The organism is Chryseobacterium shigense (genome assembly GCF_900156575.1).
In the GTDB taxonomy this organism is placed as follows: domain Bacteria; phylum Bacteroidota; class Bacteroidia; order Flavobacteriales; family Weeksellaceae; genus Chryseobacterium; species Chryseobacterium shigense.
The window spans coordinates 381851-394796 of sequence record NZ_FTNY01000002.1 but is presented as its reverse complement, the minus strand read 5'-3'; the positions used below and the strand labels follow the sequence as shown (position 1 = coordinate 394796).

Annotated in this window: 13 protein-coding genes; 6 read left to right on the top strand and 7 right to left on the bottom strand. The window is 39.2% G+C overall.

The annotated features are described in order from the left end of the window. Positions 1-95: 95 nt before the first annotated feature. The 7 genes from tpiA to BW964_RS07180 all read right to left on the bottom strand — a co-directional run bounded on the left by tpiA (position 96) and on the right by BW964_RS07180 (position 5545). A complete protein-coding gene (tpiA, locus tag BW964_RS07205) occupies positions 96-857 on the bottom strand; it encodes a triose-phosphate isomerase (RefSeq protein ID WP_073333957.1) in 762 nt (253 codons plus the stop codon). 70 nt (positions 858-927) lie between these two features. After that, entirely contained in the window at positions 928-1047 is a 120-nt protein-coding gene (locus BW964_RS22870) for a GxxExxY protein (RefSeq protein WP_317044338.1), read from the bottom strand. Positions 1048-1076: 29 nt separating this feature from the next. Next, complete coding sequence (locus BW964_RS22865) at positions 1077-1133, bottom strand: hypothetical protein (protein ID WP_317044337.1); 57 nt, start codon at positions 1131-1133, stop codon at positions 1077-1079. A gap of 112 nt (positions 1134-1245) precedes the next feature. Next, positions 1246-3372 carry a S9 family peptidase gene (locus tag BW964_RS07195; RefSeq protein ID WP_076506042.1) on the bottom strand — a complete coding sequence of 709 codons (2127 nt, stop codon included), beginning with the start codon at positions 3370-3372 and terminating at the stop codon, positions 1246-1248. A gap of 26 nt (positions 3373-3398) precedes the next feature. Further along, complete coding sequence (locus BW964_RS07190; RefSeq protein ID WP_076506040.1) at positions 3399-3749, bottom strand: tellurite resistance TerB family protein; 351 nt, start codon at positions 3747-3749, stop codon at positions 3399-3401. A 113-nt stretch (positions 3750-3862) separates the two neighbouring features. Continuing rightward, positions 3863-4975, bottom strand: a complete 1113-nt coding sequence (locus BW964_RS07185) for a BT_3928 family protein (RefSeq protein WP_076506038.1) — start codon at positions 4973-4975, stop codon at positions 3863-3865. A 6-nt stretch (positions 4976-4981) separates the two neighbouring features. After that, a complete protein-coding gene (locus BW964_RS07180; RefSeq protein WP_076506037.1) occupies positions 4982-5545 on the bottom strand; it encodes a DUF1599 domain-containing protein in 564 nt (187 codons plus the stop codon). A gap of 286 nt (positions 5546-5831) precedes the next feature. Between BW964_RS07180 and folP the strand changes: the two genes are divergently transcribed. From folP to ilvC, 6 genes are all read left to right on the top strand, one after another. Beyond that, complete coding sequence (gene folP, locus BW964_RS07175) at positions 5832-6707, top strand: dihydropteroate synthase (RefSeq protein WP_076506035.1); 876 nt, start codon at positions 5832-5834, stop codon at positions 6705-6707. Positions 6708-7044: 337 nt separating this feature from the next. Further along, on the top strand, positions 7045-7917 hold the full coding sequence (gene ilvE, locus BW964_RS07170; protein WP_076506034.1) for a branched-chain-amino-acid transaminase: 873 nt from the start codon (positions 7045-7047) through the stop codon (positions 7915-7917). A 212-nt stretch (positions 7918-8129) separates the two neighbouring features. Further along, positions 8130-9809 carry a dihydroxy-acid dehydratase gene (gene ilvD, locus BW964_RS07165; protein WP_185117111.1) on the top strand — a complete coding sequence of 560 codons (1680 nt, stop codon included), beginning with the start codon at positions 8130-8132 and terminating at the stop codon, positions 9807-9809. Between the two features lie 11 nt (positions 9810-9820). Beyond that, on the top strand, positions 9821-11545 hold the full coding sequence (gene ilvB, locus BW964_RS07160; RefSeq protein WP_076506030.1) for a biosynthetic-type acetolactate synthase large subunit: 1725 nt from the start codon (positions 9821-9823) through the stop codon (positions 11543-11545). An 18-nt stretch (positions 11546-11563) separates the two neighbouring features. After that, on the top strand, positions 11564-11845 hold the full coding sequence (locus tag BW964_RS07155; protein WP_076506029.1) for an ACT domain-containing protein: 282 nt from the start codon (positions 11564-11566) through the stop codon (positions 11843-11845). A gap of 47 nt (positions 11846-11892) precedes the next feature. After that, positions 11893-12939, top strand: a complete 1047-nt coding sequence (gene ilvC, locus BW964_RS07150; RefSeq protein ID WP_076506027.1) for a ketol-acid reductoisomerase — start codon at positions 11893-11895, stop codon at positions 12937-12939. Positions 12940-12946: the final 7 nt, after the last annotated feature.

The window sequence follows — 12946 nt, the reverse complement described above, 5'->3', positions numbered from 1 at the left end:
GATTTTTTTAAGAAAACGGCGGCATCGAAGATGCCGCCGTTTTTGATTGTATATCGTCTTGAATAGATTCAATAGAATAGGCTTTAGCCAAAAATCTATGAATTAAAACCTTCAATAATTTTAGAAAAATCTTCTAATTTTAAAGCGGCCCCTCCGATCAGTCCACCATCGATATCAGGCTGAGAGAAAATTTCTTTTGCATTATCCGGTTTCACAGAACCTCCGTAAAGGATAGAAATTTCATCTGCAACTTCCTGGCCGTATTTAGCAGCAATGATGCTTCTGATGTGCGCATGAATCTCCTGAGCCTGCTCCGGAGAAGCGGTTTCACCTGTTCCAATAGCCCAAACCGGTTCATAGGCAATAACTACTTTTTTGATTTCTTCCGCAGAAAGGGTGAAAAGAGCGACTTCTGTCTGGTTTTTTACCACTTCAAAATGTTGTCCTGCTTTTCTTTGTTCAAGCGTTTCACCATTACAATATACCGGGATGAGTCCTTTATCAAGAGCTAATTTGATTTTTCTGTTACAGTGAGAATCTGTTTCACCGTGGTATTGTCTTCTTTCAGAATGCCCGATTAATGAACCTGTTGCATCGATAGATTCAAGCATATCCGCAGAAAGTTCACCGGTATAAGCACCGCTTTCATGCTCGCTCATATCCTGAGAAAACACACCGATCTCATCTTTTTCAAAGATATCTTTAGCCATCATCAGATATAAAGAAGGCGGCGCAATCCATACTTCGCATTGGGTGGTGTTACTATTTTTATAGCTCAGTAATTGAATCATTAACTGTTGTGCGTCAATGACATTTTTGTTCATTTTCCAGTTTCCTGCAACTATTTTTCTTCTCATAGTCTTATATAATTAGGTAAATTATTGTTTATTATTTTTATTTCGCGCAGATTTTAATGATTTAGCAGATTTAAAGATTATTAATGACTCTTTTTATACTATCTATAATATTTGTTGTATTAAAATTAATTGGCATTCCTAATTTTTTATCAGATAGTTTTAAATAAGTGTAAAGTTGTTTGTAGTGAATAGCCTCTAATTCTTTTACTGATTTTACATTTAATCCATTTGCTCTGGTTCGTATATAAGTATATTTTGATATATAGATTCAAGCAAGCCAGGACCTAATTGATTATAAACATTAAAAATATATTTTCAAACAATGTATGAAATTTCATTTTCTGTCATTGTCAATCTGCAAAATTCGCAAAACCTGCGTGATATTTAATTATTTATTTATCCCTTCCAGTTTAAACATGAAAGCATACACCAAAGCAATATCCTTCAGGTAATCAAATCTTCCCGAAGCACCTCCGTGGCCATAATTCATATCCGTTTTTAAAAGCAATACATTCTTATCCGTTTTCATATCCCTGAGTTTGGAGACCCATTTCGCAGGCTCAAAATATTGTACCTGAGAATCATGAAGTCCCGTCGTTACCAAAAGGTTAGGATAATTTTTCTTTTCGATATTTTCATATGGAGAATAAGATTTCATATAGAAATAAGCTTCCTTATTGTTTGGATTTCCCCATTCGTCGTATTCATTGGTTGTCAGTGGAATGCTTTCGTCAAGCATCGTATTGACCACATCTACGAAAGGAACCTGTGAAATCATACCATTCCATAAATTCGGACTCATATTCGCAACAGCACCCATCAAAAGTCCTCCTGCGCTTCCGCCCTGAGCATAAAGATGTTTTGGTGACGTATATTTTTCTTTAACCAGATACTCTCCGGCATCGATGAAATCGGTGAAGGTATTCTTCTTTTTCATCATTTTACCGTCTTCATACCACTGTCTTCCCATCTCCTGGCCACCACGGATATGTGCAATAGCAAAAGCAAAACCCCTGTTCAGAAGGCTTAACCTCGTACTGCTGAAAGCTGCATCCATTGAACTTCCGTACGAACCATAGGCATAAAGAAGCAGCGGGCTGTTTCCATCTTTCTTGAATCCTTTTTTATACACAATGGAGATCGGAATTTTCGTTCCGTCTTTTGCGGTGGCGAAAAGCCTTTCCGTGGTATAATCATTTTTAGCATAACCGCCTAGAACCTCCTGTTGTTTCAGTAATATTCTTTTTCCCGTCTTTAAATCCTGCTCAAACTGAGAGACAGGCGTAATCATTGAAGTATATCCAAAACGGAAACTGTCCGTGTTGTATTCGGGGTTTTCAAGCGAAGAAATGGTGTAGGCCGGTTCGTCAAATGTCAAAGCCTCTTTTTTAGCCGTCTTTCTGTCATAAATAACGAGTTGAGTAAGTCCATTCTGTCTTTCACTGAACACCAGATAATTTTTAAACGCACTCACAGACTGCATTAATACATCACTTCTGTGCGGGATGAAATCTTTCCAGTTTTCAACACCTGTTTTGTCTAAAGGCGTTTCTGCAATTTTAAAATTGAGCGCGTCCTTATTTGTTCTGATCAGGAATTTGTCTTCCAGAGGCGTGATCGTATACAAAACATTCTTCATTCTCGGCTGGAAAACTTTGAATGTTCCGTTGGGTTGATCAGCATCCAGATACCTTGTTTCAGAAGAAGTGGTAGCTCCGGAATAAATCAGGATGAATTTGTGATTTTTAGATTTATATACTGAGATATAATTGGTTTTATCCTTTTCCTCGTAAACCGTCACATCTTTACCAGGATCAGTTCCCAGCGTATGTTTCTTAATTTTTTCTGATAAAAGGGTAACCGGATTGTTTTCCGTGTAAAAAATCGTTTTATTATCATTCGCCCATTCTGCAGAACCTTCTGTATTTTTAATACCCAGATCGGTTGTTTTTCCGGTTGTAAGATCTTTTAAAAACAAAGTATACTGTCTTCTGGAAACATCGTCAACGCCGTACACCAGTTTGTTGTTGTCCGGGCTGATGCTGAAACCTGTTGCATTATAATAAGGATGTCCTTCCGCAAGCTTATCTATGTCCAGAAGAATCTCTTCAGGAGCAGTAAGACTTCCTTTTTTTCTGCAGTATTTGAAGTATTGTTTTCCGGCTTCTGTACGGGTATAATAAAAATATCCGTTCTCAAAGACAGGTACAGATTCATCTTTTTCCTTAATACGGGCTTTCATTTCCTGGAAAAGTTTTTCCCTGAAAGGTTCTGTATCTTTCATCATGCCTTCCCAATAGGTATTTTCGGCTTTCAGATAATCAACCACTTTCGTAGAATCTTTTCCTTTTTTAAAATAGTCGATCATCCAGTAATACGGATCATTCACTTTATCACCGTGAATTTCCCGGATGTGTTCCTGCTTTTCTGCAATAGGAGCTTTAAGGGCAGGAAATTTTTGAGATTGTATCGTAGAAGCACTCATAATTAATAGGCCAAGATAAAATTTCTTCATGATGTATTTTGTTTTTGGTGGGTCTTCTATGCTAAATTCCAAAGATTTTTCAACAGCTTGTAGAAAGTGTGCTCTTCGTCAGTTACTTTATTATCAGCTTTAATCAGTGTTTTAGCAAATTGAGCAAATTTCACGCGCTCATCTTCCGTAGAATCATCCTGGAAACATCTTGCATGGAATTCAAAATGATCTTTCCATTCCTCAGGCTGTAAAAGAGCCAGCGTTTCCAGTTCATTATCAAGATTCATTCTGAACGGAAATTCGTCAGCCATATATTGCTGAACCAGCATTCCTTCTTCAGGAGCAAATTCTCCGTCTACAGAAGACAGGATCATTAATAGATGGTAACCAGCGATTGATTTATTTGATTTTTGCATTGGTAAATGTATGTTTTAATTGTAGTGTTTAATTTTAATTTCAAGGAATAGGTTTGGGAATTGACGGTTTTTTTAATTCACCATTCACTCATTGACCATTCGTAATATCCGTCCTAATCGACATAATCTTTTGCAGGCTGTTTGTCTACAATTTTTCCTTTCTCCAGTAGGACAACAAACGGATTACTTCTCGCGATTGTTTTGATAGCAGTTCCGTCCATCATCGCATTTTTAATGGTTTTAAAAGTGTTCTGATCTGTAGAAACTCCGTAGATAACAGCTCCTTTCTGGGTATTTACTTTAGCTTCAACTTTCTGTATAAGATCGGCAGGAACTTCTTTTGGATGATAAGAAAAAACAAGTATTGCCTTTGGCGCATTGATGATTTCATCGGTAAGATCCATGCCTGTAGGATCTTCAATTTTGAATTTGACAATCTCAGATTTATAGCCTTCTTTTACCAGAACCGATTCATTTTTACCTTCCTCAATTTTCCAGGGAGAGCCTTCCGCCCAGTATTTTGTTTCTTTAATATAATCATCCTGATTCACCTTTACAACTTCTCCGGTTTTCTGGTTTTTGAGTGAATAAAAAGTCTTGTATTCAGAAGGGTTTTTATTAATTTTTTCCTTTTCAGTTTTGATATTTGTCCCGATTTTATAATCGCGGAAATCAATGATGGGTTCATGCATAATTCCCTGAGCCATAATGTAGATCATGATCAAAGAAAAAAGGCCCAGAAGTGCATATCTGAACTTACCAGAGGGTTCTTTCGTATTATCGCTGCTGTATACGTCTTTTTTACGGAATTCATTTCTGTAAAGGATGAACACGACCATAAGGCCAACAAGTAGTACAATGTCCTTCATAAAGCTCTGCCACGGCGTAAACTTAATAGCATCTCCAAAACATCCGCAGTCCGTGACCACATTGAAATAAGCAGAATAAAAAGTAAGGAACCCAAAGAAGATACAAAGGGCAATTAATGCTGAAAGTGTGAATTTAAGCTTCAGTTTCAGTAAAAGCATAAACCCTAAGAAAAGCTCCAGGACGACCACAATGATCGAGAACAGAAGCACAAATTTCTCCAGGAATGGCATATTGAAAACGGATGGAGCAAAATATTCTTCCATTTTGAAAGAAAATCCTACCAGATCCACAGCCTTTACAAAGCCTGAAAGAATAAAGATAACAGCAATAATAAAGCGTAATAAACCTTTGATCATAGTAAATTATTTTTGGGGTTCGGAAATATTTTCTTTTTCAGAAAATTTAATCAGGCAGAAAACAGCATAGTTCAGCATATCGAAATAATTGGCATCCAGTCCCTCAGAAACAATCGTTTTCCCTTGATTGTCTTCAATTTGTTTTGTTCTCAGTACCTTCTGATAAATAAGGTCAGTGATAGAAGAAATCCTCATATCCCTCCATGCTTCACCGTAATCATGATTCTTTCTTTCCATTAAAGCCTGAGCAGCATTAGAATATTGGTCATAAAGCTTTAAAACTTCGTCCTTATCTTCATTAAAATCATTGGAAAGACCTTTTTCAAGCTGAATAAGTCCGATGATAGAGTAGTTGACGATGGCTACGAATTCATCTTCTTCGCTTTCATCTACCATCTTTTTATCCGTCATCTGCAGCGTACGGATTCTGTTCACTTTAATGTAAATCTGATCTGTAATAGAACTGGGTCTTAAAACCCTCCATGCTGCCCCGTAATCCTGTAATTTTTTACTGAAAAGATCACGACACTGACTAATAACTTTCCCGAACTGTACTGATGTTTCTGACATAAATTTTCTTAATCTCCCAAATATACGAATTAGGTTTTAGGTAGCAGGAATCAGGAATTGATTTTTGTCAGAGTTTAGGCGTTTGCGTTATAGAGTTTGAGAGTGGAAGGGTTTTAGAGTTGTTAATATTGGGTAGTTCCTGGCTTCTTGTCTGGAAAATCACCAACACCAGCAAACCAACCACCAAACAAACAAAAACCATAAACTCCTACATTCCCCAATAAATCTTAATTTTGCAGAACAGTATTATTTATAACTCATCACTCATTACTCATCACTTATACCTATGTTCTCAAACTCATCCCCCAACCCTCAAACTCTCAAACCTTTTTATTCCATCAACTGCAACGGAAAGCTGGTAGAACTCAGTAAACCGAAAATCATGGGCATTCTCAATCTTACGCCGGATTCCTTTTCCGATGGCGGAAAGTTTAATAGTGAAAAATCAGCGTTAGAGCATGCAGGAAAACTCCTGAAAGAAGGGGCCGAAATCATCGACATAGGACCTCAGTCAACCCGCCCCAATGCTGAATTTTTGAGCAGCAAAGAGGAGATCCAAAGAATAGGAAAAATGATTTCCCAGATCAAAAAAGAATTTCCGGAAGCATTAATTTCATTGGATACATTTTACGCCGAAACCGTACAATTTGGATTCAATGAAGGGATTGATCTGATCAATGATATTTCCGGAGGCCAGTATGATGATAAAATGTTTGATGCTGTGGCAGAAACGAAGCTTCCCTACATTCTGATGCATGTCAACCCGTCTTATGAGACCATGCATGATAAAGTGAAGTTCGAAGACATTACCCTGGAAGTTAATCGTTATTTTTCTAAAAAGACCAATGAGCTTCTTGAAAAAGGAGTGAAAGATATTATTCTCGATCCCGGTTTTGGGTTCGGAAAAACGGTAGAAGATCAGATGAAAATGATTGGGGAAACACACTATTTGGGTTTTGGCAAGTTTCCTTTATTGATCGGGATTTCCAGAAAATCTTTTATTTATAAACCACTTGGAAAATCTCCTTTGGACGTTAATGAAGAAACGCAGAACCTTCATAGGAGAGTGTTGGAGCAGGGAGCTAAAATTCTGAGAGTCCATGATGTAGCGGAAACCGCAGTAACCATCCGTGAATTTTGTAAAAAAAATAAAAAGTGTTAAAAAAACTTGCTCAGTATGTAAAAATTAATACATTTGCAGTATGAATTTTACGAATCAGAAAAATATTATTGTCATTTCTAATAGTATTGTTGTCATTAACAGCAGTAGGGAATCGGCATTGTAAAATATTTTAATTTAAATTATATAAGCCGTTTCATATTGAAGCGGCTTTTTTTATTTCAGAAATTATGAATCAGTTATTTACAGTTATTATTATCGTCATTATTATTCCCTTGCTTTGGTGAGAAGGATAGAGTATGACTATACATATTTGAGCCCTCTCACATCGTGAGAGGGCTTTTTTTATACCCATTTGTTAATTTTTAAACCTTATATAATGTATTACACCGACAAAACCATCGTTTATTTTGATGGAAACTTCTTAAAGGCTGCAGAGGCAGGAATGGACCTTTACGGCCAGTCACTTCATTATGGTTATTCTGTTTTTGAAGGCATTAAATCCTACAGCACCGATCACGGCACCAAAATCTTTAAAGCAGAAGAGCATTATGAAAGATTAAAAAGATCGGCAGAACTGATGCACATTCCGTTTGATTATTCAGTCCATCAATTGACAGACCTTACCTATGAGCTTTTGGAACGTAACGGATTCAGTGATGCTTATATCCGCCCATTGGTCACCTGTTCTCCCAATATGTCCCTTTCAAAAGGACAAAAATCCTATCTGTCTCTGCTTGCCTGGGAATGGAGCAACGGCTATCTCGCAGACAAAATGAAAATCATGACGTCCCCTTTTCAACGTCCCAATCCCAAAGCCTTTAAGATAGAAGCTAAAGTGGGAGGACATTACGTGAATTCTATCCTCGCTTGTCAGGATGCCAAAGACAAAGGCTATGATGAAGCCCTATTGCTAGACGAGAATGGAAATGTTGCTGAAAGTTCAGGCGCTAATATATTCTACGAAAAAGACGGGACATTATTTACGCCCGCAAAAGGAAACATACTGCCGGGTATCACAAGACAGACGGTTTTTGAACTATGCAATCACCTTAATATTCCCGTTAAAGAAACTTTTTTCAAACCTGAAGAAATGAAAGGCGCTGATGCCGCTTTTTTCTGTGGTACGGCAGCTGAAATTGTAGCACTGGATTCTTTGGATGATATTCCTTTTACCAAAGACTGGAAAGATACAGCAAGTGATAAGGTACAACAGGCCTATCAGAAACTGGTAAGACTTCGGTCATTGTAAATTTTAGTAGATTAAATAATTAAATATCAGATGATTATATCTTTTTTTTGAACAGTTGAGTATTGTAATTTTCATAAAATTGAAAATAAAAAAGATATTACAAGCTGTAGTTTTGAACCAAAATTAAGTAAAACTTCATTTATGAATTCAGGAAAAACAGCAATTTTTGAAACCATAAGAAAAGATGATAACCACATCAAATGCAGGATAATATGCTAAATAAATATTCAAAAACATTCACACAAAACAGTGAACAGCCCGCCGCAAAAGCAATGCTGTACGGAATAGGTTTTACAGATGACGATATGCAGAAAGCCCAGATAGGAATAGCCAGTATGGGGTACGATGGGAATACCTGCAATATGCACCTTAACGATCTTGCCAAAGTCGTAAAAAAAGGAACCTGGAATCACGGTATGGCAGGATTAATATTCAATACGATAGGCGTAAGTGACGGGATGAGTAACGGGACAGACGGAATGCGGTATTCACTGGTGAGCCGTGATGTAATTGCGGACAGTATTGAAGCCATCTGCGGGGCACAGTATTACGATGGAATCATTGCATTACCGGGCTGTGACAAAAATATGCCGGGAACCATTATCGCTATGGGAAGACTGGACAGACCGTCCATCATGGTATACGGAGGAACAATAGCTCCGGGATGCTACAAGGACGAGCCTCTTAATATTGTTTCAGCCTTTGAAGCTTTAGGGAAAAAGATTGCCGGTGAAATTTCAGAAGAAGATTTCAATGGGGTTATCAAAAATTCATGTCCCGGAGCAGGAGCATGCGGAGGAATGTACACTGCTAACACAATGTCTTCAGCGATAGAAGCATTGGGAATGAGTCTCCCTTATTCATCTTCCAATCCTGCACTGAGTAAAGAAAAACAGAATGAATGTCTTGAAGCAGGAAAGTATATCAAAATATTACTTGAAAAAGATATCAAGCCATCAGATATCATGACCCGTAAAGCTTTTGAAAATGCACTTCGTCTGATCATCATCCTTGGAGGAAGTACCAATGCTGTTTTACATTTCATTGCCATGGCCAAAAGTGTAGGCGTTTCCGTAACGCAGGATGATTTTCAGAAAATGAGCGACATCACCCCGGTACTGGCAGATCTTAAGCCAAGCGGAAAATACCTGATGCAGGATCTCCATAACCATGGCGGAACGCCAGCCGTAATGAAATACTTACTGGAAGAAGGATTGTTGCACGGCGACTGTTTAACGGTGACAGGAAAAACCATTGCTGAAAATCTTGAACATGTTCCCAGTCTTGATTTTACAAAACAAAAAATTATCAGACCCTTATCAAATCCTATCAAGGAAACAGGTCATCTGAGGATATTGTATGGCAACCTTGCCGAAAAAGGAAGTGTAGCGAAGATCACAGGAAAGGAAGGCGAAAAATTTTCAGGAAAAGCCAGAGTGTTTGACGGGGAAAAAGATCTGATCAAAGGAATTGAAAATGGTAGAGTACAGCATGGAGACGTTATTGTCATCCGACATGAAGGACCCAAAGGTGCGCCGGGAATGCCGGAAATGCTAAAACCCACCAGCGCTTTGATCGGAGCGGGGCTGGGTGGAAGTGTTGCTCTAATCACCGATGGAAGATTCAGTGGCGGAACCCATGGCTTTGTAGTGGGACATATTACTCCGGAAGCCTACGAAGGTGGTCTGATTGCCTTTGTAGAGGATAACGACCTTATCGAAATCGATGCAGTTAACAACACCATACAGTTGAACGTTTCCGATGAAGAAATTGATCAGAGAAAAAAAGGATGGCAAAAACCTGAACTCAAAGTCAAAAAAGGATTGCTTTATAAATATGCACTCACTGTGTCATCAGCTGCCGAAGGTTGTGTAACAGACGAAATCACTTAATAAAAGATATAATGAAGAATCTTAATGTATCCATAGAAACAGAAATTAGCGGAAGCCGGATCATCCTTGAAGCATTTCTTCAGGAAGGAGTAAAAACGATATTTGGATATCCTGGAGGAGCTATTATCCCAATTTATGATTCCCTTTACGATTATAAAGATAAACTGGAGCATATTCTGGTCCGCCACGAGCAGGGAGCGGTCCATGCAGCACAGGGGCTCGCCAGAGTTTCAGGAGAAGTAGGAGTGGTTCTGGCTACCAGCGGACCTGGCGCAACCAATCTTGTGACCGGATTAGCAGATGCATTGCTTGATAACACCCCTATCGTATGCATTACAGGACAAGTTTTTGGACACCTTTTAGGTACCGATGCCTTTCAGGAAATAGATGTGATGAATGTGACAAGCCCCGTGACGAAATGGAATTATCAGGTAACCGATGCAGATGAACTTTCCGAAGTATTGGCCAAAGCATTCTACATCGCAAGATCTGGAAGACCCGGCCCCGTATTGATCGATGTGACAAAAAATGCCCAGCTCCAAAAGGTTTTGTACAGAGAATATACACCGTGTGATTCTTTAAGAAGTTACAGACCTGATCCCATTCCCAACAGGGAAAATATTGAAAAAGCAGCGGCACTCATGAATCATGCAGAAAAACCATTCATCATTGCCGGACAGGGAATTATACTGGGAAAAGCTGAAAAAGAGTTTATAGAGTTTGCTGAAAAATCAGGAATTCCGGTAGCATGGACCGTTCTAGGAATGAGTGCAATTCCAACAGATCATCCGCAGGCTGTAGGAATGGTGGGAATGCATGGGAACTATGGTCCCAATATCCTTACCAATGAATGCGATGTTCTGATTGCGGTGGGAATGCGTTTTGATGACCGGGTGACCGGGAGACTGGATCAATATGCTCAACAGGCGAGAATCATTCATCTGGATATTGACAAAGCAGAAATCAATAAAAATGTAAAAGTTGAGATTCCGGTTCTTGGAAACTGCAAAGAAACCTTGCCACTTCTTACTCAGTTGATAACACCAAGACAACATTCCGGCTGGCATCAGAAGTTTAAAGATTGCCATGAAATAGAGAATCTTAAACTGATCATCCACGAGCTCTATCCTGCTGAAGGTGAAATTACAATGGGAGAAGTCATCCGAAATCTGAATGAGATGACCCGGGGAGAAGCTGTGATTGTCAGCGATGTTGGACAGCATCAGATGGCCACCTGCAGATATTCAGAGTTTAAATATACCAGAAGCAGCATCACAAGCGGCGGCCTGGGTACGATGGGATTTTGTCTTCCTGCTGCCATAGGAGCTGCTTATGGAACTGAGCGTACAGTAGTAGCGGTAATGGGAGATGGCGGTGCTCAGATGAACATTCAGGAACTGGGAACATTGATGCAGTATCAGCCGGACATCAAGATTTTGATTTTGAATAACTGTTATCTGGGAATGGTAAGACAGTGGCAGGAACTGTTTCACGAAGAACGATATTCTTCGGTAGATATTCAAAGTCCGGATTTTGTGCAGGTGGCCAAAGGATATCGTATTCCGGGAAGAAAAGTGGTACAAAGAGAAGAACTGGAAGCTGGTCTCAGCGAAATGCTTCACCATCAAGGAGCATTTCTTCTGGAAGTAATGACCGGAAAAGAACATAATGTTTTCCCGATGATTCCTCAGGGAAAGAGTGTTTCAGAGATCGTACTGACCCATAATAAAGTTTAAAATATTAATTGAAAAAAGATGAAACCAGAAAATAAAGAATACACCATCACGGCTTACACAGAGGATTATCTGGGGCTGATTGGCCGGATCAATGCTATTTTTTCAAGGAGAAGAATCCCGATTGTGAATTTCAATGTAGGTCCTTCCGAAATGGAAAAAATAAAAAAGTTTGTGATTGTCATTAAAGAAACAGAAGAATCTGTACGGAAAATTACCCAACAAATGGAAAAGCAGGTAGATGTGCTGGAAGTACATTATCACAGAAATCCATATCTGACAGCAGTATTGCATGCGAGCTGAACAAAATTAAAATTAAATAATCATTAACAACAAATAAAAATAAAAAAATGGCAAAATTGAATTTTGGCGGAGTAGAAGAAAATGTAGTAACAAGAGAGGAATTCCCATTACAGAAAGCTCAGGAAGTATTAAAAGATGAGGTAGTAGCCGTAATCGGTTATGGAGTACAGGGGCCGGGCCAGGCACTTAACCAAAGAGATAATGGAGTTAATGTCATTGTCGGTCAGAGGAAAAATTCAAAATCCTGGGACAAAGCTATTGCAGATGGTTTTGTACCGGGAGAAACATTGTTCGAAATAGAGGAAGCTTTAGAAAAAGGAACGATCATTTGCTATCTGCTGAGTGATGCTGCTCAGATCGAATACTGGCCTAAAGTAAAACAGCATCTTACCCCTGGAAAAGCATTGTACTTCTCCCATGGCTTTGGAATCACTTTTAATGAACGTACCGGAATTGTTCCTCCGGCTGAGGTTGACGTATTTCTTGTAGCGCCTAAAGGGTCAGGAACTTCATTGAGAAGAATGTTTCTTCAGGACCGTGGACTGAACAGCAGTTTTGCCGTCTATCAGGATGCTACCGGAAAAGCAAGGGAAAGAGTGACTGCGTTAGGAATAGCGATCGGAAGTGGTTATTTATTTGAAACAGACTTTAAAAAAGAAGTATTCAGCGACCTTGCAGGAGAAAGAGGAACGTTGATGGGGGCCGTACAAGGAATATTTGCCGCCCAGTATGATGTCCTGAGAAAAAACGGACACAGTCCTTCTGAAGCTTTTAATGAAACCGTTGAAGAACTGACCCAGTCATTAATGCCGTTAGTGGCAGAAAACGGAATGGACTGGATGTATGCGAATTGCAGCACGACAGCTCAGAGAGGAGCATTAGACTGGTGGAAACGATTCAGAGACGCCACTTCGCCCTTGTTTGAAGAATTGTACGACAGTGTCGCAAAAGGAGATGAAGCGCAACGTTCCATCGACAGCAACAGCAAACCCGATTACAGAGAAAAACTGGAAGTAGAGCTTACGGAGCTTAGAGAAAGCGAAATGTGGAGAGCCGGGAAGACCGTCCGAAGTCTCAGACCTGAGAACAATTAAGTCCAAT

Excerpts from the sequence above, each read along its gene's own strand:
- tpiA (WP_073333957.1), bottom strand. The coding sequence starts at position 857 with ATGAGAAGAAAAATAGTTGCAGGAAACTGGAAAATGAACAAAAATGTC.
- BW964_RS07195 (WP_076506042.1), bottom strand. The coding sequence starts at position 3,372 with ATGAAGAAATTTTATCTTGGCCTATTAATTATGAGTGCTTCTACGATA.
- BW964_RS07190 (WP_076506040.1), bottom strand. The coding sequence starts at position 3,749 with ATGCAAAAATCAAATAAATCAATCGCTGGTTACCATCTATTAATGATC.
- BW964_RS07185 (WP_076506038.1), bottom strand. The coding sequence starts at position 4,975 with ATGATCAAAGGTTTATTACGCTTTATTATTGCTGTTATCTTTATTCTT.
- BW964_RS07180 (WP_076506037.1), bottom strand. The coding sequence starts at position 5,545 with ATGTCAGAAACATCAGTACAGTTCGGGAAAGTTATTAGTCAGTGTCGT.
- folP (WP_076506035.1), top strand. The coding sequence starts at position 5,832 with ATGTTCTCAAACTCATCCCCCAACCCTCAAACTCTCAAACCTTTTTAT.
- ilvE (WP_076506034.1), top strand. The coding sequence starts at position 7,045 with ATGTATTACACCGACAAAACCATCGTTTATTTTGATGGAAACTTCTTA.
- ilvD (WP_185117111.1), top strand. The coding sequence starts at position 8,130 with ATGCTAAATAAATATTCAAAAACATTCACACAAAACAGTGAACAGCCC.
- ilvB (WP_076506030.1), top strand. The coding sequence starts at position 9,821 with ATGAAGAATCTTAATGTATCCATAGAAACAGAAATTAGCGGAAGCCGG.
- BW964_RS07155 (WP_076506029.1), top strand. The coding sequence starts at position 11,564 with ATGAAACCAGAAAATAAAGAATACACCATCACGGCTTACACAGAGGAT.
- ilvC (WP_076506027.1), top strand. The coding sequence starts at position 11,893 with ATGGCAAAATTGAATTTTGGCGGAGTAGAAGAAAATGTAGTAACAAGA.